Below are 25,110 nucleotides of genomic sequence, written 5' to 3' on the forward strand. Positions count from 1 at the left end.
TTCTTCTTATGCGACCGGTGGAACCGCTCCAGGAGCCCCCAAGGTCCCCGGAACAGTGCTGCCGGCGCCCGCGGCCCCCCGCGGCGGCAGAACTTCGCTTCCCCGCCAAAACAAGGCGAAAACAGCAGTCCAGAATCGTTCTATTGGCACCCTTGCAGGGCGAGCGCAAGCCCGCTAACGGCGCGGGGGCGTGCAATGCACGAATTCCGCGGCCGGCGATGTTTTATTGAGACATTTCCGGCCTACAACCGCCCCCGTAACGCTCATGCAGATCGCGCTTTTCCAACCCGACATCCCCCAGAACACCGGCACGATTCTCCGGCTCTGCGCCTGCCTTGGCATCGCCGCCCACATCATCGAACCGGCCGGCTTCCCGGTCTCCGACCGGCATTTCCGCCGGGCGGGAATGGATTACCTCGACCATGTCAGCATCGTCAGGCACGATTCCTGGTCGAAATTCGAGGAGTGGCGCAAAGGCCAAGGCTACCGCCTGCTGCTGTTCACCACCAAAGCTGCCACCGACTACCGCGATTTCCATTACCAGACGTCGGACATCCTGCTATTCGGGCGCGAGAGCGCCGGCGTCACCGACGCGGTGGTCGAGGCCGCGGATGCGCGCCTGGTGATCCCGATCGCCGAAGGGTTGCGGTCGCTCAATGTCGCCATGAGCGCGGCGATGGCCGCCGGCGAAGCGCTGCGGCAGGTCCGGAACCTGCACCATTGATATGACGAGGAGAGACCAGTGAGCTACGCGGTCAAGGAAATCTTCCTGACCCTGCAAGGCGAAGGCGCCCATGTCGGACGCGCGTCGGTGTTCTGCCGTTTTGCCGGCTGCAACCTCTGGAGCGGTCGCGAGGTGGACCGCGCCGGCGCGACATGTCAGTTCTGCGACACCGATTTCGTCGGCACCGACGGCACGCTCGGCGGCCGCTATGCCTCGGCCGTGGAACTCGCCGATACCATCGCGGCGCAGTGGACGGCCAAGGCCAACAACCGCTACGTGGTGCTGACCGGTGGCGAGCCGCTGCTCCAGGTCGATGCCGCACTGGTCGAGGCGCTGCGCGCACGCGGCTTCGAGATCGGCGTCGAGACCAACGGCACGATGGCCGCGCCTGATGGCCTCGACTGGATCTGCGTCAGCCCCAAGGGCGGCAGCGAACTCGTGCTGCGGCAGGGGCATGAGCTGAAGCTGGTCTATCCGCAGGCGCTCGCCGCACCGGAAGCTTTCGAGGGCCTCGCCTTCGAGCGCTTCTCGCTGCAGCCGATGGACGGCCCCGACGTCATCGAGAACACCGCGCGCGCGATCGACTATTGCCTGCGCCATCCGCAATGGCGGCTGAGCGTGCAGACGCATAAATCGCTCGGCATCAGATAGGACTGAACGGACAGATGTGGGAATTGACGAAATCGTTCCGCTTCGAGGCGGCGCATACGCTGAAGGGCACGACCTTTGGCGCGGCGAGCGAGGAGATCCACGGCCACTCCTTCCGCGCCGAGGTGACGGTGCGCGGCACGCCGGATCCCGCGACCGGCATGGTGGTCGATCTCGGCCTGCTGCAGCGCGCGATCGAGGAGGTGCGGTTGGGGCTCGACCACAAGTTCCTCAACAAGATCGAGGCGCTCGGCACGCCGACGCTGGAGAACCTGTCGCGCTTCGTCTGGGAGCGGCTGGCGCATATCGGCAAGCTCACTCGCGTCAGCATCCACCGCGACAGTTGCAACGAGAGCTGCACCTATTACGGTCCGCAGGGCTAACGACATGACATCGACATTGGACCCCAACCTGATCGAAGACCGCAAGGCCCGCGCCCGCAACTGGTTCGAGCATCTGCGCGACGATATCTGCGCGAGCTTCGAGCGGCTCGAGGATGAGGCGCCGCAAAGCCTCTATCCCGGCGCGGCGGGCCGCTTCGTCCGCGCGCCCTGGCAGCGCACCGACCATAGCGGCGCAGCGGGCGGCGGCGGCGTGATGTCGATGATGCACGGCCGCCTGTTCGAGAAGGTCGGTGTGCACTGCTCGACCGTGCACGGCGAATTCGCGCCCGAGTTTCGCGCCCAGATTCCGGGCGCCTCGGAAGACCCGCACTTCTGGGCCTCCGGCATCTCGCTGATCGCGCACATGCGCAGTCCGCACGTGCCGGCCGTGCACATGAACACGCGCTTCGTCGTCACCACCAAAGCCTGGTTCGGCGGCGGCGCCGATTTGACGCCGGTGCTCGACCGCAGGCGCACGCAGGAGGATGCGGACACCCTCGCCTTCCACGCGGCGATGAAGCAGGCCTGCGAGCAGAAGAGCGGCGTTGCCGACTACGACAAGTACAAGAAGTGGTGCGACGAGTATTTCTATCTGCCGCACCGGAAAGAGGCGCGCGGCATCGGCGGCATCTTCTACGACTGGCACGACAGCGGCGATTGGGAGGCCGACCTCGCCTTCACGCAGGATGTCGGCCGCGCCTTCCTGAAAATCTATCCTGACATCGTCAGGCGCAATTTCGCGACGAGCTGGACGGCGGAGGACCGCGAGGAGCAACTGATCCGGCGCGGCCGCTATGTCGAGTTCAACCTGCTCTACGACCGCGGCACCATCTTCGGACTCAAGACCGGCGGCAATGTGGATTCGATCCTGTCGTCGATGCCGCCGGAGGTGAAATGGCCATGAGCGTGATCAAGCCGCTGCCCCGCGCCATGCTGATCGACATGGACGACACCATCCTGTCGGCCTACGGCCGGCCCGAGATTGCGTGGAACACGATCGCGGAGGAATTCGCCGAGGAATTCGCGCCGCTGCCACCGGCTCAAGTCGCAACCGCCGTGCTGGCTTATGCGCGAAACTTCTGGGCCAATGCAGAAGCCGCCTGGCGGATGAAGCTGGGCGAGGCGCGGCGGCTGACGGTGCGCGGCGGTTTTGCCACGCTTGCAGCGCAGGGCCATCGCGCCCTGCCCGACGATCTCGCCGATCGCCTCGCCGACCGCTTCACCACCTACCGCGAGGAAGCGATCTTCGTCTTTCCCGGCGCCCATGATGCGATCGACGCCTTCAAGGCGCACGGCGTCAAGCTCGCGCTGGTCACCAATGGCGCCGCCGACATGCAGCGCGCCAAGGTCGAGCGCTTCGAGCTGACCCATCGCTTCGATCACATCCAGATCGAGGGCGAGCACGGTTTCGGCAAGCCCGAGGAGCGCGCCTATCTGCACGCGATGGAGGCGCTCGGCGTCACGCCTGCGGACACCTGGATGATCGGCGACAATCTCGAATGGGAGGTCGTGACGCCGCAGCGCCTCGGCATCTATGCGATCTGGCTCGACGCGCATGGCGAGGGCCTGCCCGAGGGCTCGACCGTCAAGCCGGACCGCATCATCCGCTCGCTCACCGAGCTGGTGCCGGGCTAAATTCCGAAAACAACCCCATGCACAGTAGCCGGCCGCTGCAGAATCAACGGCTTGCCGCAAAACGGACCGCGCCTGCGGATTTTACGAAAAATTCTTGACCCGTCGGGCAAAACAGGCGCATGATGCCATCATCGGGATGCTATCGCTTTAGCCGCCGGCCACGCGCGCGCAGGCGATTGCCTCGGCGAGCACTGTCCGGTCCCCGATGTGATTGGCGAGCAGCAGGATCAGCCGGGCGTTCATGCGTAGCGCCTGCTCCTCATCGAGATCGCGCTGGCTGTTGATCAGCTCGGCGTAGAAATCGTCGGGATCAGCGATGTTCGGTGAAAGGTTGAGCATCATGCCGCAAGCTCCTTCTGGCCGGCGCCGGGTTGAGCGCTGTCCTGCCCGGTGGCGCGCAACATCGCGTCGATGATCTTTGCCTCGTCGAATCCGCTCCAGCGGGCGGCGACATATTGGTCGGGCCGGAACAAATAGGTAGTCCCGGAGGATGCGCCATAGCGCGCGGCAAGCAGGCCGGTCGGATCCTCGATGTCGCGCCCGACACGGATGATCCTCGCTGCAAGAGGACCAATCGCGATCTCGGTCTTGTCGGTGGCGTTGCCGAAGGTCACCACCGTGAAGCCATCGCCGAGGCAACGGAGGAACCACGACGGCTTGTCGGCAATGGCAATCGGCGCATCGGCCGCATTGGTGCCGGGCCGCATCTCGCCGATGACGAGGTCCTCGTCGGGCGTGTTGAGCGCCGAGGTCGCATACGGCGTCGGCACCGACAGGCGGCCGCTGTTGACCAGCGGTCGTGCGAAGCCGTGATGCTGGGCCAGCTCCAGCACGGCGTCGCGGAAATAGCGGCTCACCTTGGTCTTCGGCGTGATGAAGTCGGTGGCGCGGGTCGAGTTCAGGATGTTGTCGTCGGCCGCATAAGCCCGCTCTTCGTGATAGCTGTCGAGCAGCGCTTCCGGCGCTTCGCCGCGTAGCACCATCGCGAGCTTCCAGGCGAGATTGTCGATGTCCTGCACGCCGGTGTTGGCGCCGCGCGCGCCGAACGGCGAGACCTGATGGGCGGCATCTCCGGCAAACAGCACGCGCCCCTGGCGGAAATTGTCGATGCGCCGGCAGGCAAACTGATAGATCGAGACCCATTCGAGTGCGAACTGCGCGTCGTCGCCGAGCATCGCCCGAATGCGCGGGATCACCCGCTCCGGCTGCTTTTCCGCATCGGCATCGGCGCCCCAGCCGAGCTGGAAGTCAATGCGCCAAATGTTGTCCGCCTGCCGGTGCAGCAGCACGGACTGGCCGGGATGGAACGGCGGATCGAACCAGAACCAGCGTTCGGTCGGGAAATCCGCTTTCATGGCGACGTCGGCAATCAGGAAGCGGTCCTGGAAGAACTGCCCCGTGAACTCGGCGCCGACCATCTTGCGCGTATCGGAGTTGGCGCCGTCGCAGGCGATCACCCACTCCGCCTCCATGGTGAAGATGCCATCGGGCGTCTCCACCGCGAGGATCGCATGGTCACCGGGCTGCTTCAGGCTGATCAGGCGGTGCTTCCAGCGCAGGTCGATCAGCGGATTGGCCCTGCACTTGGCGACCAGGATCTCCTCAAGATGATATTGCTGCAGATTGATCATGGCCGGCCATTGGTGATTGGCCTCGGGCAACAGGTCGAACTGGTAGGACAGCTGGTCGCGGAAGAAGACCTTGCCGACCTTCCAGCTCACGCCGCGATCGACCATGGGCGCCGCACAGTCGAGCCGGTCCCATATCTCGAGCGGACGCTTGGCATAGCAGACCGCGCGCGAGCCGATCGAGACGGTGTCGTTGTCGTCGAGCACGACGACGGGCTGGCCGCGCGCCGCGCAATCGAGCGCCGCGGTGAGACCGATGGGACCTGCGCCGATCACGACGATCGGATGCCGCTTCACGATGCCGTCCGCCTGCTCCTTCGAGCGCAGATAGCCGAACTTCGGATAGATGTAGTTCGTCATGTTCGCTGTCCTGCTGACTAGAAGCTAATGGGCGTCCGCGAACTCCTTCTCGTGCATCCAGGCGGTGTGGCGCGGCGGCCGCTTGGTCCGCGACCATTCCTCGACCATCTCATGCGCGACCGATTTCATCCGGTCGATCTGCTCCGGCGTGGCCGTCCAGGCCGCGATCTCCAGGCGATGGCCGCTGGGATCGCGGAAATAGATCGACTTGAAGATGGTGTGATCGGTGACGCCGACGACGTCGAGGCCGGCGGCCTCGGCCCGCGCCTTGGCTTCCTCGAGCTCGGCGAGGTCCTTGACCTGGAAGGCGATGTGCTGGGTCCAGTCCGGCGTGTTGGGATCGCGGCCCATCGGCGGCGAGTTCGGCAGTTCGAAGAAGGCGAGGATGTTGCCGTTTCCAGCATCGAGGAAGATGTGCATGTAGGGATCCGGCGCCTTGGTGGAAGGCACCTTGTCCTCGGCGATGGCGCCGAGCAGATCCATGTTCATGACCTTCTTGTAGAACTCGACCGTGGCCTTGGCATCGACGCAGCGATAGGCGACGTGATGGATCTTCTCGATTTTCATGGCGTTTCGCTCCCTGGATCCGCGATTGTCAATTTCGTAACAGATGTTACTATCTGCTGGATTTGATCTGGATCAAGCGGAGGCGGGAAATTTACAGCCTTCGACACGCGGGTGGACATGGTGATGGCACGTTCGGGCGAGGCGCGGCGCAGGGAAACGGCAGGCCGCGCCACGGCGCAGGCGGCATCCGAGCTCGACCTGCAGCAATATTTTCCGTATCGGCTGGCGCGCCTCGCCGAGCAGGTGTCGCTCGCGGTGGCCGAGGTCTATTCCGAGCGCTTTTCGTTGACGCGGCAGGAATGGCGCGTGCTCGCAATTCTCGGCGCGCATCAGCAGATTGCGACCAAGGAGATCGGTCCGCTCACGACGCTCGACAAGATGCAGGTGAGCCGCGCGGTGCAGGGGTTGGAGACGCGCGGCATCGCGAGCCGCAAACAGCATCCGGACGACCGCCGGGAGTTGATCGTCTCGCTGACATCAGCCGGCCGCGCGCTCTATCGCAAGATCGTCCCCTACGCACGCGAGCGGGAAACGGCGCTGCTGGCGGTGCTCACGGCCGAGGAGGTCGAAGTGCTCGACCGCGCGATGCGCAAGCTGTCGGCGGCTTTGACGTAGGGCATGTCCTCATGAAGCGCCGGCCGAATGATGTCCGGTTCTCCCCGATAGCCGCGCAAACACACAGATTGCCTGACTTCCGGGGTGGGTCAACAGGGGCGGCTCGACTGGCGCCGCGTCACTTCCGGTCTGTATGAGGTTTCCGCACCACCCAAGGGCCGCTCCGAATCCTGCGAAAATCACGAGAAACTCCAACCTGAGCTTGTGCACAATCCACATGAATAAGCTGGCAGGAATGGCAGTAAGGATCGCAATGACGGTGAACTGGACCACCGAAAGAAATTGTCAGCCGCTGGCTAACTGCAGGGCCGGCAGAGTAGCGCCGGCACCTGCAGTTGGAGAGAATCAAAAAGCTCAGAACTTCGCAACGACGGGGCCACCAAACTTGTAGTTTACGCCGACGCGAACGGCATCAAACTCATGATGGAAACGGTAGGTCGCAGTCACACCCGGGGCTGCGGGATCATTCATAGCCACGTCGTTTCGGCCAAGATCGACGTGCAGATATTCACCGCGAACTGTCCAATTCGGTGCAAACGCCCATTCAACACCGGCGCCGGCCGACCAGCCAAAGCGCGTGTCGCTGGAAGAACCGCTGAAGGTGCTTCCTGGAAAGGGAGGAGCGGAAATGCTGGATACGCTGCTCTGAACTCCACCGAAGGCGGCGCCGCCTGTAACATAAAACAGAGCCGTGTTGGCGGCGAAACCGAGGCGAGCGCGAGCTGTACCGAACCAGTCGATATGATCGCGGGCAGTGTTGTTGATCGGCACAATTCCACCGCCGCCCGGGAAAAAGGTCGCGTTTGTCCTACCGATGTCGGCTCCCTGGATGTCGGCCTCCAACCCAAAGACGAACTGATTCATTTGCCAGTTGTACCCGATCTGGCCTCCTCCGAATCCGCCCTGATGCTTGGCGTCGCGATTTGTTGGTACTCCACCAGCGGCAATCGCGGGAGCGAGGAGCGGATCCGACGCGACAAGATCTCCGGTCCCGCTGCTACTGAAGGCCCATCCGCCGTTTACGCCGATGTACAAGCCTGTCCAATTGTAGGCGGCGGCAGCCAATGGCGGCGGCGCTTTGTTATAACGAGCTGCAAGGTCGGCGGCGGAAGCGGCAGAAACCATGGCGGTCGTTGCCAAGAACGTCATTGCAATCTTTTTCACAGCGCGTTTCCCCAAGAGACAATCGCATTATTCATAGCCGCCGTTTCTACTATTGGCTGTAGCGGGGAAGACACACTCCGGATGCGAGCCGCATCCCAGCGCCGAATAGTCAGTTTCACAACACCCGACGCTTAATTTGAAGTGCCAAGCTGCCGAGTGGCCTCTTGGGCTATCTCGCGCGGGTCGTGAGTGCCGGCGGCGTCAATCTCAATCACCTTACGCGCGACAATCTCACAAATCGGATCATTGCGATCCACCAGGTGCAGGGATTTCAGTGTGGCAACGAAAGCCATATTTAGCCGTTCGGCGTCGGCCGGGCAGGCATTCACAATAAGCCGATTGATCGGCATTTTGCCCCCCTAATCTCGTCGTCCGTCCCAAGAGCTCTAGGGACGGTCTCCGCGGGCTACCCAGCTCGCTCCTTCTCACCCAGCGCACAAAATGCTAATCCGAAAAGGGGTCGGGTCAACGTGGGAGGTGAAACGTACAACTACGGATGGGCTAATTGGGCGGGAACAAAGGCCTTCGTGTCGGCTTCTGAGTCTCGCTGGCTTTCCGCCGAGCTGGCGGAGCGGCCCTGGCCATACTCCCCAAGCCCCCCTGCGAGCCAGGGCCGTCTCTCCGCCATAGGAGGAGGCGCCTTACGGTTTCGGCGGGATGCCAGACGACGGGGATGGGCCGCGCGAGCAGCTCATAGGATTTGGTGAGTGCATCTTGCGAGCGACGAAGCATCACCTGGGTCAGCTCGTCTACCGGGCAAAGCAGACCCGATCAGTCCTTCAAACCAAGACTAGAGCAATACGACCAAATATCATTGCTTCTCCAACCCATCTTGATCGCGTCCGAGTGACAATCGGAGTACGTTTTGTATCCGAACACGTTCTTACAGTGCGCGAAAGCTGGCCAGACACCGCCACTGCATCCGGAACCGCTGGCGATAGCTATGTTGTGCCCGCTGGGTGCGGTTCGTCGATCATAAGGATTGGCGGACGCGATCGTTGAGGCAGCGATAGCTAGGCTTAGAGCGAAGACGAACGAAACCCTCATGGCTAATCCCTCAGGTTTGTCGCAACTACCAAGAGCATCTTATCAAACATTCTCGCCAGAGAAACCACAAATCGAGCCGTCGATGCTCGCCCCAGAGTCAAAAGCAAAGAACTAGGGCACATGGGTCAAAAGCGCCGTTTGACGTGCGGTCAGGCACTTCGGTTTACCCCGGACTGCTGAAATCTCGCTGCGACGTGCGAACGGAAACGATCGGCTACAAGCCGTCATGCTCTGGTCAAGCATAGGATGTCTGCTCGACGCCGAAAGCCGACATTGGCGCATGTATTGAGTCCACGCCCTAGCGAGCGATGCCGTCGCCGGCGCGCCGATTTGACCTGAATCAATTGTCGCCGCGATCGCGATCACTACGATCGCCACAACGATAAATCAGGGAAGGGAGAGCTCCGTGGGAGAGATCGTGCTGGCCGCCAAGATCGCGCACGTCCCCTCGATCATGATTTCCGAACGGGAAGGTCCTCTGAAGGGGAAGCGCGCTGCCGCGATTGCGGCGCTGCGCGAGCTCGGCAGGCGGGCGCGCGAGCGGGGCGCCGACACATTCCTGGTGTTCGACACGCACTGGATCTCGAACTTCGGCTGTCACATGAACGCCAATGCGCGTCATCGCGGGGTCTACACCAGCCACGAAGCGCCGCACATGATCCAGAACATGGGTTACGACTATCCGGGCGATCCCGAGCTTGGCGATGCCATCGCGGCGGAGGCCGCCAGGGACGGCCTTCAGGTGCTGGCCCACAAGGTCGAGACCTTGCCGCTCGAATACGGCACCATCGTGCCGATGCACTACATGAACGAACGCGGCTGGGCCCGCGTCCTCTCGGTCGCCGCGCCGATCTTCGCCAGCGTCGAGGAGAACCGCAAATTCGGGGCCGCTTGTGCCAGGGCGATCGCGGCGTCCGGTCGCAAGGTCGCCGTGCTGGCGTCCGGCTCGATGTCGCACAAGCTCGTATCCAACGAGCAGGTCGGCGACGGACAATGGGAACAGGTCGGCAGCGAATTCAACCGGCAGATGGACCTGCGCGTTCTCGACCTCTGGAAGGAGCGGCGCTATGCCGAATTCGTCCGCATGCTTCCGGAATATTCGACCAAGTGCAACGGCGAAGCACTGATGGCGGACACGCACATGATGTTCGGGCTGCTGGGATGGGACGGCTACAAGGGGGAAACCGAACTGCTGTGCCCCTACTTCCCGTCGTCAGGCAGCGGCCAGATCATCGCCGAACACCATCTCTGAAGCAGCTGCGCGGAAGCTCCAGGACTAGCGGCGGCGCGCGATCCAGCGTCCGAGGAGAAACGCGACAAGGAGCGACCTCAAGGGCGCCTTGACCGTCAGCTCGCGCAATTGGTCGGCCAAGCGCAGCGCGGCGTCTCCGGAGACCGGCTTCCGAGCGCGAGCCTGCTCCACCTTGCCGTCGTCATCCGTCAAGCCGGAAGCTTCCGTCATGGCCGAGGCCTCTTTGATATCCATGCGCGTCCTCCAGTCCTGGTGCGGCCAACGGAACAACCGGCTCGCGTGGGCGATGATGTCGTACGGAACCAATGGCCTTCGAGGCGGCTATGGCGGCGGCATTCACGCCACCTATATGTTCGTCGAACCTCCCGCCGTACCGCTCCCTTGAAGAAGCCCTTGCTCGTCTTTCTGTTCCTCCTCTTCGCCCCGCTCGCCGCCTCTGCCGCGAGATATTGGTGGCTGGCCGATGACCGCGGCAATTGGCAGACGGCCGACCGCTCCAGCGCCGGCCTGCTGCAGCCAGCGCGGCTCATCCCGACGCCGTCATCCGGGTGTTTGCGGCACGCACGGTGAGATGGCGCGGCATCTTTGCCGTTCACAGCTGGATCGTGGTCAAGGAGAAGAATGCGTCGGCCTACACGCGCTACGACTATACGGCGTGGGGCGACCCGATCCGCACCAACGGCTTCGCGCCGGACGGGCGGTGGTTTGGCGCCGGGCCCGAGACGATCGTGGCGCTCGAGGGCGAGCGCGCCGAGGCGCTCATCCCCAAGATCCGGCACGTGATCGAAACCTACAGGTTCCGTGCCTATGGAGATTACAGCGCCTGGCCGGGTCCCAACTCGAACACCTTCGTGCAGGCTGCACTGGATTCCGTTCCCGAGCTGCGCGCCGTCCTTCCCCCGACGGCAATCGGCAAGGACTTCCCGTATACGGGCAAATGGTTCGGCCTGTTGCCGTCAGGCACGGGCGTCTACGCCTCTCTTGCCGGATTTGTCGGCCTCAAGGCCGGCTGGATCGAGGGACTGGAGATCAACTTCTTCGGCGCGGTCCTCGGGGTCGACATCAGGCGTCCCGCGCTCAAGCTGCCCGGGCTCGGACGCTTCGGAATGGCGGCCGGCGTGTAACTTGCGACGGATGAGCTGGCGCACGCGTCCGCTCGCCTCGCCCGAGCGGCCGTGTTCGACCTGTCATGACAAATTGCTAGCTTCGCATGCGGGCCGATCAAACGCGAAAGGACAATCCATGGAATTGAAAGCCGGCGATATCGTCATGCTGAAATCGGGCGGCCAGCCGCTGACGGTCGCGGAGGTCAAGGACGACGACGTGCTCTGCATCTGGATGGGCATGGAAGGCGACCTCTTCCGCGAGACGCTGCCACTCGCCACCCTCATTCAGGTGGAAGAGGACGATGAGGAGGAAGAAGATGATGATGATGAGGAAGAGGAAGAAGACGACGAGTAGGCTCGGCTAACGTCGCATCCGGGCCAGACCAGCGCGTCCAGCTCCGGCATATCCGATGTCCGCTTCTCCGTCGACGACGGCAAACCAGCGGACATCGTCAACCCGAAGGCAACCATAGGCATTGGACGCGAGCAGCGCACTTCCGGCAAGCATAGATTGCCGCTGTGTTTCCGGATAGGCTCGAGCCTCTGAATGGCAGGGCTAATCGGCAGCAAAATCGTGCTGTTCGATCTTTTCACTGGTCGAGGGCCGTAGCGAGGCGTATTGTGCTTTGTGCCCGCGCTCCCTTGATGCTTTGATCGGGTCGCGCCGCTGATGCCGCCGGTCGCTTTGATTGCGCTCCGGCCCGCGCCTCTCCCCACAATTCAATTTCACCTGACCGGCTCGACGGAGAATCCACCATGGCCGACGCCCAATGCCTTTGCGGTGCTCTCGAGCTCACAGCGCGAGATCAGTCGAAGCTGGTTGCCGCATGCCATTGTTTCGCCTGCCAGAGACGGACCGGCGCGCCATTCGGCGTCGGGGCATTCTACGCGATCGACACTGTCGAGATTTCCGGCGCGGCCACGGAATTCGTCCGCATCGGCGATAGCGGTCGCAAGGTGCGCAGTTATTTTTGCCCCACGTGCGGTTCGACGGTCTACTGGAAGGCGGATGCGCTGCCATCGATGATCGGCGTTGCCGTCGGCGCCTTGGCCGCACCTGACTTCCCGGCGCCCACGTTATCGGTGTTCGAGCAGTCGAAACATCATTGGGTGCATCTGGACGGAGAGGTCGAACATTTTCACGAAGGCGCGATGCGGAAATATTCTGCGGAAGAGCGCATGTGACTTCGACCGTCAGTCCAGCGGAACGTTCAGGCTGGTTCCTTTGACGATGATGCCGCCGCGGTTGCCGACCTCGATCGAGCCATAGCGCTGCCTGAAGCAATCGGGCAGCGGCCGGTCACCTGCCATGCTGAGCCACAAGCGCAGCAAATGACGCTTCCGGCCTGCATCGGGCCAATCGCGGAATCCGGTCCGGTCATGCAGCAGGGCATGATTGTAGACGAACTGCATGTCACCGGGCCGCAGCCGCATGCTGACATGCAGATTGGGATCGTTTGCGAGCGCGTCGAACAGATCGAGCGCCTCGACGCGATCAGGCGTCAGCCTCGGCGCATCGGGGAAGCGCTGCGCGCTGTCGATATATTGGCGCTGATAGAAGCCGGTCAGGAAGCCCGCATGCCAATTCAGCACCGGGATTTCGAGATAGGGCTTCTCGTTCTCCGGCACCTCGCCGCGCCGGTCGGTCGCGATCGGCTCGAACAGGAGAGCGGCAAGGTCGGGACGTCTTGCCTGCATCTCGTTGTAGATGGTCGAGGTGCTGACGAGGAGCGAATCCCCTCCCTCCATCGCCTCGCGAATGCATAACAGGCCGACCACGTCGGACGAATCCGTGTGGAACGTCTGCCGTTCAGACGTCTGATAGATACGTGTGTTCGGGTCCCTCGCATCGGCACCGGTGTCGCGAACGTGGCCGAGAATGTGGCCCGCGGCGTTTTGCGATCGCGCCGATCCCAGATGCGCGCCCACCCCGCAAAAGATCGTCGCCGCGAACTCCTGGCTGTAGTTCTCTACCGGAAGGCCGCGGATGAGTTCGAAACCGAGGCCAGTCAGGAGCCTGGTCTTGAGCTCTTCCAGATGCGCACCGAGCTGCGGAAGCGGGAAGCTCTCTTTTGTGATCTCGGCGATATTCTTGTTCCGACCAAGACAGGACTCAGCCGCATTTTCGAGCTCCGCGATCTCGCTCGCCGTAAGCGACACCAGCCATCGCTCGGGATGGGCCTTCATCTCCGCGCCCAGCCAGGCAGAGGGGATGTCGATCTTCCCTGGAGGGCGATTGCTCCCGCCCGGCGCCGAGATCGGATTCATGGGGTTGCTTCCTGAGGAGATGGGTCGTGGGATGGGAGGAGTGCCAACGATATTGAAGTTTGCGCGCAGCGCAAGCTAACGCCGCGTGGCCTTCGCCCGTCCGGTCATGGCAAGGCGCCTGCAGCCTCGACGAGGTCGCCGATGCAGAAATGAGCCATGTGCGCGACGGCCTCGGCACTGTGGTAGTCGCCGAATTCGGCGGTGGCTTCCTTGCCGGCATACATCCGGGCGATGCCGGCGCCGCCGGGATGATGCGGCGCCCACTCGGTGATGTCGTAGACTCTTCCCCGGATGATGACCCAGCAATCGTCTCTGGTGTTGTGCCGGGCGACCTCGGCGCGCGTGACGGGGCGCGAATTCCTGGCGGGAGCCGCCGGCGTCCACAGCGTGCGGGTGATCGCAGCGTAACTGGCCTTGGCCGCGCGGCGGAAGTCCCAGGGCCCCAATCTCTTGGGCGGCAGCTCGATGCCGATCGTGCGGGCATCGTAGGCATAGATCCAGGAATCGTCCTCGCCGCCACGCTTGTCGTGGGCGAAGGCCGGACTCACCCGCTCGTCGAGCGTCTCCAGCAGCGCCTTCTGCTCGGCGGTGTCCCTCGCCCGCAAGTGATCGAAGGCGAATTTGGAGCCGAGCTGGAAGCGGGTGGCGCGGTAATGCCGCACGCGTTCGTAGTGCAGCAGCGCTGTCGCCACGTCGCTCTTGTGCAGGGCGAAGGCGGAGCCGAGCGCCGCGGCGTCCTCGAAGGACTGCGCGGCGCCCTGGCCGAAGGTGGGAAGCATCGGATGCGCCGCGTCCCCGAGCAGACAGATGCGGCCCTGCACCCAGGTTTCGAGCGCATCGCGATCGTAGAGGCCCCACTTCGTCGGACGAACGATCGCGCCGGCCAGAGCCAGCAGGTCACTTCTGCTGGGGTGCCCGGCGAATGCCTCGCCCACCTCGCGAACGATCTCCTCCCGACCGACTGGAAACCAGTCGCCCTCCTCCTGCTCGAAAGCGGCAGAGTCGGGCTCGTAGCGGGCGATCCACACGTTCAACAACTCGCCGCCGCGCACCCAATACGTCGTCGCCCCGCTCTTGTCGTTGCGATGGCGGTCCATGCTGAAGGAATCGATGGGATTGTTGTCCAGCGCCCTGCCGTCCGCCTTGCGAAGCGCAGCGACCACCGCCCGCGGAATGAGTCCGCGGAAGCATGTCACCTCGGTCCAGCGCCTGGGGCGGGGGTTGGGCCACGCCAGCTGCAACGTGGCGGAGTTGATGCCGTCAGCCCCCACGAGCACCTCTGCCGTGGCGGTCTGGCCATTCGAAAAGGTTGCCGTCACCTCGCCGCCAGTCTGACGCAACTGCGTCAGCCGGCTGTCCATATGCACGGTGATGGGGCATCGCGCGCCGCTGTCAGGACCGAATTCGAACACCCGCTTGTAGAGGCACATCAACAGATCGAGCCGGTGCATGTGATGAAACCCGGCGCCGTCGCCCGCGGCGGTGACATGATCGAACGGCCGCCTGGTCACGCTGCCATCCGCGTTGAACTGCCGCGTCGATTCCAGAATGGCCGCACGGCCGCCGTCGATCGCGCCATCGGGCCCCTTGGGATCGCCGCCATCGAGATCGACGCCGAGCCAGCGACAGATCCGCGCCCCGTTGGGCGGGATGTTCAACCCGGCGCCTGCGGTGCTGGGCACCTTCGTCTGCTCGTAGACATCGACCGATGCGAACACGCCGGACTGCCGCAGCGCCAATGCCGTCATCAGCCCGCCCATTCCTGCGCCGATGATCACTGCCCGCATCCTGTCATCCTCCCGGACTAAGCGAACGCATCGAGTCCAGACTAGCCACGGGCGGACCGGCAATAAAGCGGCTTCTCGCGGAACAGGACGTGTAAGAGGCCCCGATCATCGGCGACAGCAACACGAGTTGCACGGCTTCAGTTTGGGCGAGTTGGCGGCCGATGCTGACAGGATCTGGCAGCATGGCGTGATACGAGCCGGCATGTCGCGCGCTCAACGCCTTCTTGATGTGATCCAGCTCTTGCGCAGCCATCGTCGGCCGGTCGCGGCAGGCCGGCTGGCCGAGGAACTCGGCGTCTCGCTCCGGACGATCTATCGGGACATCGAGACGCTGAAGGGCCAAGGGGCCCATATCGATGGCGAGGCCGGAATCGGCTACGTGCTGCGGCCGGGATTCATGTTGCCGCCTTTGATGTTCTCGGAAGAGGAGATCGAAGCGCTCGTGCTGGGCGGTCGATGGGTTGCGGCACAGCCGGATGAGCCGCTCGGCAAGGCGGCGAGGAACGCACTCGCAAAGATCGCCGCCGTGCTGCCCGATGACCTGCAGCGGAGCCTGGAAACCTCCAGCCTGATGGTCGCTCGCCGTGATCCGGCGGCAGGCGATACCGAATTGCCTGTCATCAGGGCCGCGATCCGCACGGAGCGCAAATTGCGCATCACCTATTGCGACGAACGGGACAATCGCACCCATCGCACGATCTGGCCGATCGCGCTCGGGTTCTTCGATTCCGTACGCATGGTGGCCGCCTGGTGCGAGAACCGTGACGACTTCCGCCATTTCCGCACCGACCGGATCCTGTCGATCACGCTCACGGAGCGGCGCTACCCACGACGCCGCACCGACTTGCTGCAGGAGTGGAAGCAGCAGGAAGGCATGAGTGAGTCCTGATCATGCTGACAGAAACTGTCAGCACCGTCAGTTAAGCGTCGGCCATCGTCAAGCCGAACAGGAGATGCAAATGGCCGATTTCAACCTCGTGGTGCTCTATGTCGCCGACGCGCAAGCGAGCTCCGCCTTCTATCAGACGCTGCTGGGGTGCCCCGTCGCGCAATCATCTCCCAAGTTCGTGGTTCTTCCGCTCGGGAACGGCACCATGCTGGGCCTGTGGCAGCGGGACGCCGTCGTGCCTCCTTCTGCTTCGGAGGCCGGCAGCAGCGAGATCTCGTGGACGGCGCCAGATGCGGAGGCCGTGCGCGCGACCTGTGAGGCGTGGACCACCCGCGGCGTCAGGATCGCGCAGCCGCCGACCGCGATGCCGTTCGGGCACACCTTTGTTGCGCTCGATCCGGACGGGCATCGCCTGCGCGTCCTGGCACCCGCTGCCGTCTAAGCAATCAGCTGCCTCGCCGCCGCCGAGATCATCACCAGCCCGCCGGTGATCACGGCGACGTCGAGGATCGCGGCGTGGATGTGCACCGGCATCCGCTCGACGAAGGCCTTGGCCAGGAACGCGCCGGGGATGGCGATGCCGCCGATCAGGAGTGCGAAGGCGAGCACCTGCGCGGTGACGGCGCCGGCGAGGCCGAACACCGAGATCTTGATCAGGCCGGTGCCGAGCGAAATCATCGCGTCGGTCGCGATCACGGCGGCGCCTTCGAGGCCCGCGGCCATCAGGAGCGAGAGCAGGATCACGCCCGAGCCCGAGGTGCCGCCGACCAGCACGCCGTAGCCGACCGAGCCCGCGGCAAGGCCGGCGTCGCCGATCCTGACCGCGCGCCGCCGCAGCATGCGGCGCAGCGGCACGCTCAGGATCAGCATGGTGCCGATCACGATCGCGGCGCCGGCATTGGTGAGACGGGTGTAACCATAGGCGCCGAGCGCGGTCGTCAGCGCGGCGCAGGCGAGCACGATCAGCGCACGGCGCCGATCGGCGTAGCGGAGATAGGCCACGGCGCGGCTGGAATTGGTGAACAGTGCTGATATCGCGATGATCGGCACCACCGGCTCGGCACCGACCAGCGGCACCAGCACCAGGGGCATCAGGGCGCCGGTGCCGTAACCGGCAAGACCACCGATGATCGAAGCAAACAACGCCATCATCGCGACCAGCAGCAGCTGGAAAATCGAGATGTCGGCGAAGCCTGAGACGATCGTCAATGTTTCTCGCGAGTGGCGCGTGCGGTTGCTTGATCGGCGATGGCGGCGAGTGCGGCTTCCTCTAGTGGAAAATCCGCCGCAAGCCAAGCGTCCTCGGCAAGCGTCAACACGTGTCCGAGCACGGGTCCTTCCGCCAGGCCGCGCGCGATGAAGTCGGCGGCCTTCAGCGGAAATTTCGGCGCAATCCAGCGCTGCGGCAGCTCCGCGAGCGCGCGCCAGCGCGACGAATTCGCGTCGTTGACGCTCCGCGCCCAGGCCAGCAACACGCGATCGTGATAGCGCTCGGGGCCGAGCCGGTAGAGCAGTCGCCGTGCACGCGCCTCGTCCATGGCGGCGAAGCGCCACCAGCGATGGCCCATCGAATCCAGCGCCTTGGTTTCCGCATTGGAGAGCCTGAGGCGCGTGGCAACACGCTTGGCGTCTTCGGTGACGGCCACGGTCAACGCGGCGAGGCGCCGCGTGGGGCTAGCCGGCAGATCGAGCGCGCGCTCGATCGCGATCATCGCGCTCAGCGGCGCGGTATAGGCGACGCCGCCGATCAGGGCTTGCAGCAGGCCGGCATCAGTCATCGCAAGCGCGGCGGCAGATGCGCCTGATGCCACCAGCAGCTTCAGCATCTCCATGCGCACGCGCTCCGCCGAAAGGGCCGCAAGGCCAGCGCGGCCGCGGATGCAGGCGAGGTAGCCGTCGCGATCCGGCTCGCCGGCGCCGAAGGCGGCATGGATGCGGAAGAAGCGCAGGATGCGCAAATAATCCTCGGCGATGCGCTGATCGGGATCGCCGATGAAGCGAACGCGCCGCGCCCTGGCATCGGCGATGCCGCCGACGTAGTCGTAGACCACGCCGCTCGCATCGACCGACAGGCCGTTCATGGTGAAGTCACGCCGCTCGGCGTCCTTCACCCAGTCGCGGCCGAACGCGACCTTGGCCTTGCGGCCGAAGGTTTCGGTGTCCTCGCGCAGCGTCGTGACTTCGTAAGGCGCGCCGTCGATCACCAGCGTGACGGTGCCGTGGTCGATGCCGGTCGGCACGCTCTTGATCCCCGCAGCCTTGGCCCGGCGCACCACCTCGTCCGGCAGCGCCGTGGTCGCGATGTCCAAATCGCCCGGCGGCAGGCCGAGCAGCGCGTTGCGCACGGTACCACCGACGACGCGCGCCTCCTCGCCGTCAGCGTTGAGCAGTTGCAGGACGCGCGCCGTCCCGCCTGCGGTCAGCCAGGGCGCACCAGCAAGTATCGGCTCCGCGCTCATCGTCCGGCCCTTGTCCTTTTCAGCTTTCCCTGCCCGGCACGAGCTTGCCGTTCTCGATATGGGCGGGAATGTAGGTCGAGTTCGGCGCGGCGCCGGAGAAATGCGCAAGGCCAATCAGGCCGGCGATGACGAGCACGAGCGCCACCAGGATCAGGCGCGCGACGACGGTGATCGGCCAGGACGATTGCACGAACAGGCCGGATCGCGTGGCGGCCAGGAACAGCGCATAGACGGCAAAGGGAATGAGGAAGATTCCGATCTCGGTCAGAACCGGCCGGATCATGACGAATAGATCCGCTCATACAGCACACGCAGCATCCCGGCCGTCGCCCCCCAGATGTAACGCTCGGCAAACGGCATGGCATAATAAAACCGCTCCATGCCGCGGAATTCCTTGCTGTGCACCTGGTGATTCACCGGATTCATCAGGAAGGATAGCGGCACTTCGAATGCGTCATCAACCTCGGAATGGTTGATCGTCAGCTGAAAACCCGGCCGCACCCTCGCCACCGTCGGCAGGATGCGGAAGCCGAACGCGGTGCCGTAGAGATCGAGATAGCCGATCGGCTCGACGAACTCTCTGGACAGCCCGACCTCTTCCTCGGCCTCGCGCAGCGCGGCGTCGAGCGGCGAGGAATCGGTCGCGTCGATCTTGCCGCCGGGAAAGGCGATCTGACCGGCGTGATCGTTGAGATGGGCCGAGCGCTGCGTCAGCAGGATGGTCGGCTCGGGATGATCGACCACCGCGATCAGGACCGCGGCGGGACGCACCGGCTGCTCGCGCGCGACGATCTCGAGCATCTTGTCGGTGCCGGGATCGCCGGACGCCGGGATGATGTTGGGATCGTAGAGGCCGGGCGGAACGTCGAAGCCGAGCTTCGCCTTCGAGCGGGCGAAGAAATCCGCGGCCGCCATCGCGACCGGCTCGCTCGTCAGGATAGGCTTGTTCAAATTCAAAGCGCGGCCCTCACCTGCTCCGCATCGGCCATGGGAAAGAATTCGCCCGATGATTCGACGCCGAACATCGGCTGGCCATCGACCATCCGCTCCTCGCCCATGTCAACAAGATCGTAATAGAGCGCGCGGGTGACCTTGGCCCAGAGGTCGGCGCGCACATGCAAGTACGGCGTCAGCCCGCCGTCCGCCGCCTGCTCGAAGCGCAGCCGGTGCGCGGCATCGCAGGTGACCCAATCGTCGACATTGGTGCGGAAGCTGAGCACGCGCTGGTTGCCCTCGCCGTGCTTCAGCATCTCGACCGCCATGAACGGCGCGTCGTCGACGCGGATGCCGACCTTCTCCACCGGCGTGACGAGGAAATGCTTGTCGCCCTCGCGCTTGAGGATGGTCGAGAACAGGCGGACCAGCGCGTGGCGGCCGATTGGCGTGCCCATGTAGAACCAAGTACCATCGGACGCGATTCGGATGTCGAGATCGCCGCAGAACGGCGGATTCCACAGGTGGACCGGAGGCAGGCCTTTTTTGGCGCCTTCGGCCTTGGCAGCACTTTGGGCGGCGGCAGTCAGCCCTTCAAGACCGCGATCGGCGCTCTGCCCTTGGTTCGCCATGGTTTGCCCTGACTTTGTCATTTGGCACGATTGGTGCAGGTCTACGTTGTACGTAACTATACGGTTCCACCCCGGGTAAGTCCGGTGTGGAGGTCTCCACTTCGTGATGCCGTACATAACCCGAAGCCGATAAGGTGGGGATAGGTTAATTCAACGAATACATGGCGTTCCTGCAAGTTTAGCATAGGGCCATGATGCAAAGTTGATGCGGTCGTTTGACGACGCAGGAAAACCGCGTTGCAGGCTGAAGGAGCGAGCGTATGGCGGAAAGTGTCGAGAAACTCGAAGACGGCGTCGTTCGTTCGGCCGAGCAGGTATCGGGTCAGATTCGTGCGGCGAAGGACGCGATCGCATCGGTGATCTTCGGCCAGGATCGCGTGATCGAGAACACGCTGGTCACCATCCTCTCCGGCGGCCACGCGCTGCTGATCGGTGTGCCCGGTCTCGCCAAGACCAAACTGGTCGAAACGCTCGGCGTCACGCTCGGGCTCGACGCCAAGCGCATCCAGTTCACGCCCGACCTGATGCCGTCGGACATTCTCGGCGCCGAAGTGCTGGACGAGAGCACGGCCGGCAAGCGCTCGTTCCGCTTCATCGCGGGTCCCGTGTTCGCGCAGCTGTTGATGGCCGACGAGATCAATCGCGCCAGCCCGCGCACGCAGTCGGCGCTGCTGCAGGCGATGCAGGAGCAGCACATCACCGTCGCCGGCGCACGGCACGATCTGCCGAAGCCGTTCCACGTGCTGGCGACGCAGAACCCGCTGGAGCAGGAAGGCACCTATCCGCTGCCCGAAGCACAGCTCGATCGCTTCCTGATGGAGATCGACGTCGACTATCCCGATCGCGACGCCGAGCGCCGCATCCTGTTCGAGACGACAGGCGCCGAGGAGACGCTGGCGAAGGGATCGATGACTGCGGATGCACTCATCACGGCGCAGCGGCTGGTGCGCCGCCTGCCGGTCGGCGATTCCGTCGTCGAAGCCATTTTGTCGCTGGTGCGCTCGGCGCGTCCGGGACCTGACGCCGGCGAGGCCGGCAAGTTCATCGCCTGGGGCCCCGGCCCGCGCGCCAGCCAGTCCTTGATGCTTGCGGTGCGCGCACGCGCGCTGATCGACGGACGTCTGGCGCCCTCGATCGACGACGTGCTCGATCTCGCCGAGCCGGTGCTGAAGCACCGCATGGCGCTGACGTTCCAGGCGCGCGCCGAAGGCCGGACGATTCCCGACGTGATCAAGCAGTTGAAGACGCGGATCGGTTGATGGCAGCAGAGAACGGGCACACGGCGAAGGAGATCATCGCGATCCGACGTGCCGATGGCGAAAGCCGTACGCTCGCCGCTTCCTTGCCGCGCCTTGTGCTCGAGGCCCGTCGCATTGCCGCCAACGTCATTCACGGCCTGCACGGACGACGCCGCGCCGGCTCCGGCGAGAATTTCTGGCAGTACCGCCGCTTCGTCTCGGGCGAACCGTCGCAGAACGTCGACTGGCGGAGGTCGGCGCGCGACGACCATCTCTATGTCCGCGAGCTTGAATGGGAGGCGTCGCACACGGTCTGGATTTGGCCCGACCGTTCGCCCTCGATGGCCTTCGCCTCGAAGACCGCGCGCGAGTCCAAGCTCGAGCGCACGCTGATCGTCGCCTTCGCGCTGGCTGAGCTGCTGGTCGCGGGCGGCGAGCGCGTCGGCATTCCCGGCTTGATGGCACCGACCGCGAGCCGCAGCGTCATCGACAAGATGGCGCAGGCGATGCTGCATGACGATGCCGACAGGTTGAGCCTGCCGCCCTCCTTCGTGCCCGCGGCGCTGGCCGAAACCATCGTGCTGTCGGATTTCTGGTCGCCTATATCTGAGATCAGGGCGACGCTCGCCGGGCTCTCCGGCTCCGGCGCGCATGGCACGCTGGTGCAGATCGTCGATCCCGCCGAAGAGAGCTTCCCCTATTCCGGTCGCGTCGAGTTCGTCGAGCCAGAAGGCTTTGGCGTGATCACCGCCGGCCGCGCCGAAAGCTGGGCGCAGGATTACACCGCGCGGCTCGCGCTGCACCGCGACCAGATCCGCGCCGAGACCAACAAGCTCGACTGGCTGTTCACGACGCACGCGACCGACCGCTCGGCCGCCGAGCTCCTGCTGTTCCTCCATGCCGGCATGCAGGTGAGCAAATCGGGCGCCCGCACCACGTCGATCAAAGCGGGGCCGGCCGCATGATGGGATTGCCGCTCGCTTTCACCGAACCGCTGCTGCTGATCGGCCTTGTCAGCCTTCCGGTGCTGTGGTGGCTGCTCCGTGTGATGCCGCCGCGTCCGCGCCGCGTCGAGTTTCCGCCGACGCGCCTGTTGTTCGAGATCGCGCCGAGGGAAGAGACTCCGTCGCGCACGCCATGGTGGCTGACCGCATTGCGCCTGCTTGCCGCCGCGCTGGTGATCTTCGCCGCCGCCGGCCCGATCTGGAATCCGCAGACGGGCCTGGCCGCCAGCAAGGCGCCGCTGATGATCATGCTCGACGACGGCTGGAGCGCTGCCTCGAACTGGGACACCAGGATCAGGGCGGCGGACGAGCTGATCGCGAACGCCGACAACGACCGGCGCGCCATCGCTTTGGTGCCGCTGTCGGAGCCGAACCGCGACATCACGCTGATGCCCGCTGGGGCGGCGCGCGTTGCCCTGCGACAGATCGTGCCCAAGCCCTATTCGATCGAGCGTGTTGAAACCCTCACCGCGATCGATCGTTTCCTCAAAGCAACCGGCGATTGCGAGATCGCCTGGCTGTCTGATGGCGTCGACACCGGCCGCGGCGAAGAGTTCGTGGCCGGACTCGGCAAGACCTTGGGGGATCGCAGCTTGACGGTGTTCGAAGGCGGCACCTCCTCCCCGCTGGCGCTGGTCGCGGCGGAGAACGCGGCTGCGAAGATGACGGTGAAGGTGCTGCGCACCGACAGCGGCATTGCCACCGGCACCGTGCGCGCCCTCGACCAGAAGGCCTCGCCGATCGGCGAGGCGCGCTTCACCTTTGGACCGCAGGACAAGGAGACCGAGGCGGCGTTCGACCTGCCGGTCGAGCTGCGCAACGACATCTCCCGGCTCGAGATTTCTGGCGAGCATTCGGCCGGCGCGGTGCAGCTGCTCGACAAGCGCTGGCGCCGCCGCGCCATCGGCATCGTCTCCGGCTCGACCAGCGAAACCGCGCAGCCACTGCTGGCGCCGACCTTCTACCTCACGCGCGCACTGGCGCCGTTTGCCGACGTGCGGCTCGCCGACAAGGGCTCGCCGCAGCAGGGCATCACCCAATTCCTGGACCAGAAGCTGCCGATGATCATCCTCGCCGATGTCGGCACCGTCGCGCCCGAATTGCGCGAGCGCCTCAACGCCTGGATCGACCAGGGCGGCGTGCTGGTGCGGTTCGCCGGTCCCCGGCTGGCGCAGGCCGAAGACGATCTCGTGCCGGTCAAGCTGCGCAAGGGCGGCCGCACGCTCGGCGGCAGCCTCACCTGGGAGAAGCCGCAGCATCTCGCCAGCTTCGCCGCCGACGGTCCGTTTGCCGGCGTCGCCGTCCCCAAGGACGTCACCGTGAGCCGCCAGGTCCTGGCCGAGCCGGATGCGGTGCTCGCCACCAAGAGCTGGGCTTCGCTCGAGGACGGCACGCCGCTCGTGACCGGCGAGCATCGCGGCAAGGGCATCGTCAGCCTGTTCCATGTCAGCGCCGACATGCGCTGGTCTGACTTACCGATGTCCGGCACCTTCGTCGAAATGCTGAGGCGTGTCGTCGAGATGTCCGGCTACACCGCCAAGCCCGGCGCCGGCGTTGCCGGCGAGGCCAGCACCGAGACGCTGGCGCCACTGCACATGCTGGACGGTTTCGGCGCGTTCGGGCCGCCGCCCGCCACCGCCAAGCCGCTGACAGCTGACTATCGCGACCGCGCCACGCCGGACCATCCGCCCGGCTTCTACGGTCCGGCAGAAGGACCGCTCGCCGTGAACACGCTCGCCAATGCCGACCGCATCGCAGCCCTCAACACCGCGAGCCTGCGCGCCAAGCACGCGACTTATACAAATGCCGAGCCGCGCGACCTGCGCGGCTGGCTGCTGTCGACCTCGCTCGCGCTGTTCTTGATCGACGCCATCATCGTCGCACTGCTCGGCGGCGGTCTCGCCGCGCTGCTGCGCCGCCGCACCGCGCCCGCGATGATCCTGCTCGGGCTCGTGCTCGCAGGCGTCGCGGTTCTCTCGCCGACGCCGTCGCGCGCCGACAGCGCTGCCGACGAGTTCGCGATGAAGTCGACCTCGCAGACCCGCCTCGCCTATGTCATCACCGGCAATGCCGACGTCGATTCCATCGTCAAGGCCGGCATGTCCGGCCTGACGCTGTTCCTGGCGCAGCGCACTGCGCTCGAGGCCGGCGATCCCGTCGGTGTCGATCCAGCGCACGACGAGCTCGCCTTCTTCCCGCTGATCTACTGGCCGATCGTGCCGGGCCAGCCGAAACCGCCGCAGGACGCGATCAACAAGATCGACGCCTATATGAAGCAGGGCGGCACCGTGATCTTCGACACCCGCGATGCAATCGAGGCGCCGCCCGGCGACAACGGGGCCTCGCAGACCCCGGGCATGCAGACCCTGCGCGAGATCCTGTCCTCGCTCGACGTGCCCGAGCTCGAGCCGGTACCGCGCGAGCACGTGCTGACCAAGACCTTTTACCTGCTGCGCGACTTCCCCGGCCGGTTCAACTCGGGACAGACCTGGGTCGAGGCGCTGCCGCGCGAGGACGACGACGAAAGCGCACAACGCCCCGCGCGCGGCGGCGACGGCGTCTCGCCGATCATCATCACCTCCAACGACCTCGCGGGCGCGTGGGCGCTGCGTCCCGACGGCCAGCCGATGCTGCCGCTCACGCCCGGCGAGCCGCGGCAGCGCGAATTCGCCTACCGCGCCGGCGTCAACATCGTGATGTACACGCTGACCGGCAACTACAAGGCCGACCAGGTGCACGCACCGGCCCTGATCGAACGGCTGGGGCAATAG

Annotated in this window: 27 protein-coding genes and 1 pseudogene; 15 read left to right on the forward strand and 13 right to left on the reverse strand. The window is 64.8% G+C overall.

Features of this window, described 5'->3' with window-relative positions; all coding sequences use genetic code 11:
* The first annotated feature begins 265 nt into the window (after positions 1–265).
* Genes X265_RS28545 through X265_RS28565 form a run of 5 tightly spaced genes read left to right on the forward strand, consistent with a single transcriptional unit; the run spans position 266 to position 3,390 of the window.
* The gene (locus X265_RS28545; protein WP_128967855.1) at positions 266–724 is read left to right on the forward strand and encodes a tRNA (cytidine(34)-2'-O)-methyltransferase; all 459 of its coding nucleotides are present in this window, start codon (positions 266–268) and stop codon (positions 722–724) included.
* An 18-nt stretch (positions 725–742) separates the two neighbouring features.
* Complete coding sequence (queE, locus tag X265_RS28550; protein ID WP_128967856.1) at positions 743–1,375, forward strand: 7-carboxy-7-deazaguanine synthase; 633 nt, start codon at positions 743–745, stop codon at positions 1,373–1,375.
* A gap of 14 nt (positions 1,376–1,389) precedes the next feature.
* Positions 1,390–1,755, forward strand: coding sequence for a 6-pyruvoyl trahydropterin synthase family protein (locus X265_RS28555; RefSeq protein ID WP_092298615.1), 366 nt, complete (start codon positions 1,390–1,392; stop codon positions 1,753–1,755).
* 4 nt (positions 1,756–1,759) lie between these two features.
* The gene (gene hemF, locus X265_RS28560) at positions 1,760–2,659 is read left to right on the forward strand and encodes an oxygen-dependent coproporphyrinogen oxidase (RefSeq protein ID WP_188637398.1); all 900 of its coding nucleotides are present in this window, start codon (positions 1,760–1,762) and stop codon (positions 2,657–2,659) included.
* Entirely contained in the window at positions 2,650–3,390 is a 741-nt protein-coding gene (locus X265_RS28565; RefSeq protein ID WP_128967857.1) for an HAD family hydrolase, read from the forward strand. The genes hemF and X265_RS28565 overlap by 10 nt, the downstream gene beginning before the upstream one ends.
* Before the next feature lie 147 nt (positions 3,391–3,537).
* Here the strand turns inward: X265_RS28565 and X265_RS28570 are convergent, their stop codons facing one another.
* The 3 genes from X265_RS28570 to X265_RS28580 are packed head-to-tail and all read right to left on the reverse strand — an operon-like array spanning position 3,538 to position 5,945.
* Entirely contained in the window at positions 3,538–3,732 is a 195-nt protein-coding gene (locus X265_RS28570) for a DUF2783 domain-containing protein (protein ID WP_128967858.1), read from the reverse strand.
* A complete protein-coding gene (locus X265_RS28575; RefSeq protein ID WP_128967859.1) occupies positions 3,729–5,378 on the reverse strand; it encodes an FAD-dependent oxidoreductase in 1,650 nt (549 codons plus the stop codon). The genes X265_RS28570 and X265_RS28575 overlap by 4 nt, the downstream gene beginning before the upstream one ends.
* Positions 5,379–5,402: 24 nt before the next feature.
* Complete coding sequence (locus tag X265_RS28580) at positions 5,403–5,945, reverse strand: VOC family protein (RefSeq protein WP_128967860.1); 543 nt, start codon at positions 5,943–5,945, stop codon at positions 5,403–5,405.
* A gap of 123 nt (positions 5,946–6,068) precedes the next feature.
* On the opposite strand from X265_RS28580, the gene X265_RS28590 reads away from it, so the two are divergent.
* A complete protein-coding gene (locus X265_RS28590) occupies positions 6,069–6,560 on the forward strand; it encodes a MarR family winged helix-turn-helix transcriptional regulator (protein ID WP_128967862.1) in 492 nt (163 codons plus the stop codon).
* A 354-nt stretch (positions 6,561–6,914) separates the two neighbouring features.
* On the opposite strand, the gene X265_RS28595 is transcribed toward X265_RS28590, so the two are convergent.
* The gene (locus X265_RS28595; RefSeq protein ID WP_128967863.1) at positions 6,915–7,724 is read right to left on the reverse strand and encodes an outer membrane protein; all 810 of its coding nucleotides are present in this window, start codon (positions 7,722–7,724) and stop codon (positions 6,915–6,917) included.
* 131 nt (positions 7,725–7,855) lie between these two features.
* Positions 7,856–8,074 carry a hypothetical protein gene (locus X265_RS28600; protein ID WP_128967864.1) on the reverse strand — a complete coding sequence of 73 codons (219 nt, stop codon included), beginning with the start codon at positions 8,072–8,074 and terminating at the stop codon, positions 7,856–7,858.
* A gap of 1,103 nt (positions 8,075–9,177) precedes the next feature.
* On the opposite strand from X265_RS28600, the gene hpaD reads away from it, so the two are divergent.
* Complete coding sequence (gene hpaD / locus X265_RS28605; protein WP_128967865.1) at positions 9,178–10,023, forward strand: 3,4-dihydroxyphenylacetate 2,3-dioxygenase; 846 nt, start codon at positions 9,178–9,180, stop codon at positions 10,021–10,023.
* 24 nt (positions 10,024–10,047) lie between these two features.
* On the opposite strand, the gene X265_RS28610 is transcribed toward hpaD, so the two are convergent.
* Positions 10,048–10,257, reverse strand: a complete 210-nt coding sequence (locus X265_RS28610) for a hypothetical protein (protein WP_128967866.1) — start codon at positions 10,255–10,257, stop codon at positions 10,048–10,050.
* A gap of 159 nt (positions 10,258–10,416) precedes the next feature.
* Here X265_RS28610 and X265_RS28615 point away from each other — a divergent pair.
* The 3 genes and pseudogenes from X265_RS28615 to X265_RS28625 all read left to right on the forward strand — a co-directional run bounded on the left by X265_RS28615 (position 10,417) and on the right by X265_RS28625 (position 12,314).
* Positions 10,417–11,147 (forward strand): annotated as a pseudogene (locus X265_RS28615) (DUF3750 domain-containing protein).
* Positions 11,148–11,265: 118 nt separating this feature from the next.
* Positions 11,266–11,484, forward strand: a complete 219-nt coding sequence (locus X265_RS28620) for a YodC family protein (RefSeq protein WP_128967867.1) — start codon at positions 11,266–11,268, stop codon at positions 11,482–11,484.
* 401 nt (positions 11,485–11,885) lie between these two features.
* The gene (locus X265_RS28625; RefSeq protein WP_128967868.1) at positions 11,886–12,314 is read left to right on the forward strand and encodes a GFA family protein; all 429 of its coding nucleotides are present in this window, start codon (positions 11,886–11,888) and stop codon (positions 12,312–12,314) included.
* Positions 12,315–12,323: 9 nt separating this feature from the next.
* On the opposite strand, the gene X265_RS28630 is transcribed toward X265_RS28625, so the two are convergent.
* Together X265_RS28630 and X265_RS28635 are read right to left on the reverse strand one after the other, a co-directional pair.
* A complete protein-coding gene (locus tag X265_RS28630) occupies positions 12,324–13,397 on the reverse strand; it encodes a TauD/TfdA family dioxygenase (RefSeq protein WP_128967869.1) in 1,074 nt (357 codons plus the stop codon).
* A gap of 104 nt (positions 13,398–13,501) precedes the next feature.
* Positions 13,502–15,184 (reverse strand): cytochrome b5 domain-containing protein, encoded by a 1,683-nt coding sequence (locus X265_RS28635; RefSeq protein ID WP_128967870.1) that lies wholly within the window; start codon positions 15,182–15,184, stop codon positions 13,502–13,504.
* Between X265_RS28635 and X265_RS28640 the strand changes: the two genes are divergently transcribed.
* Positions 15,168–16,073: a helix-turn-helix transcriptional regulator gene (locus X265_RS28640; RefSeq protein ID WP_308421689.1), complete on the forward strand. Its 906-nt coding sequence runs from the start codon at positions 15,168–15,170 to the stop codon at positions 16,071–16,073. The two genes, X265_RS28635 and X265_RS28640, sit on opposite strands and share 17 nt — an antisense overlap.
* A 70-nt stretch (positions 16,074–16,143) precedes the next feature.
* Complete coding sequence (locus tag X265_RS28645; protein ID WP_128967871.1) at positions 16,144–16,515, forward strand: VOC family protein; 372 nt, start codon at positions 16,144–16,146, stop codon at positions 16,513–16,515.
* On the opposite strand, the gene X265_RS28650 is transcribed toward X265_RS28645, so the two are convergent.
* The 5 genes from X265_RS28650 to X265_RS28670 are packed head-to-tail and all read right to left on the reverse strand — an operon-like array spanning position 16,512 to position 20,097.
* Positions 16,512–17,282, reverse strand: a complete 771-nt coding sequence (locus tag X265_RS28650; RefSeq protein ID WP_128967872.1) for a sulfite exporter TauE/SafE family protein — start codon at positions 17,280–17,282, stop codon at positions 16,512–16,514. The genes X265_RS28645 and X265_RS28650 overlap by 4 nt on opposite strands.
* A complete protein-coding gene (locus X265_RS28655) occupies positions 17,279–18,532 on the reverse strand; it encodes a CCA tRNA nucleotidyltransferase (protein ID WP_128967873.1) in 1,254 nt (417 codons plus the stop codon). The genes X265_RS28650 and X265_RS28655 overlap by 4 nt, the downstream gene beginning before the upstream one ends.
* A gap of 19 nt (positions 18,533–18,551) precedes the next feature.
* Positions 18,552–18,815, reverse strand: coding sequence for a DUF6111 family protein (locus X265_RS28660; RefSeq protein ID WP_092298672.1), 264 nt, complete (start codon positions 18,813–18,815; stop codon positions 18,552–18,554).
* Positions 18,812–19,483 carry a CoA pyrophosphatase gene (locus X265_RS28665; RefSeq protein WP_128967874.1) on the reverse strand — a complete coding sequence of 224 codons (672 nt, stop codon included), beginning with the start codon at positions 19,481–19,483 and terminating at the stop codon, positions 18,812–18,814. Before X265_RS28665 ends, X265_RS28660 begins: the two co-directional genes overlap by 4 nt.
* Before the next feature lie 2 nt (positions 19,484–19,485).
* Entirely contained in the window at positions 19,486–20,097 is a 612-nt protein-coding gene (locus X265_RS28670; protein WP_128967875.1) for a DUF1285 domain-containing protein, read from the reverse strand.
* 260 nt (positions 20,098–20,357) lie between these two features.
* Here X265_RS28670 and X265_RS28675 point away from each other — a divergent pair, with 260 nt between their 5' ends.
* Genes X265_RS28675 through X265_RS28685 form a run of 3 tightly spaced genes read left to right on the forward strand, consistent with a single transcriptional unit; the run spans position 20,358 to position 25,110 of the window.
* A complete protein-coding gene (locus tag X265_RS28675; RefSeq protein ID WP_128967876.1) occupies positions 20,358–21,356 on the forward strand; it encodes an AAA family ATPase in 999 nt (332 codons plus the stop codon).
* On the forward strand, positions 21,356–22,300 hold the full coding sequence (locus tag X265_RS28680) for a DUF58 domain-containing protein (RefSeq protein WP_128967877.1): 945 nt from the start codon (positions 21,356–21,358) through the stop codon (positions 22,298–22,300). The genes X265_RS28675 and X265_RS28680 overlap by 1 nt, the downstream gene beginning before the upstream one ends.
* A complete protein-coding gene (locus X265_RS28685) occupies positions 22,297–25,110 on the forward strand; it encodes a DUF4159 domain-containing protein (RefSeq protein WP_128967878.1) in 2,814 nt (937 codons plus the stop codon). Before X265_RS28680 ends, X265_RS28685 begins: the two co-directional genes overlap by 4 nt.

It is taken from the genome of Bradyrhizobium guangdongense (genome assembly GCF_004114975.1).
GTDB lineage: Bacteria > Pseudomonadota > Alphaproteobacteria > Rhizobiales > Xanthobacteraceae > Bradyrhizobium > Bradyrhizobium guangdongense.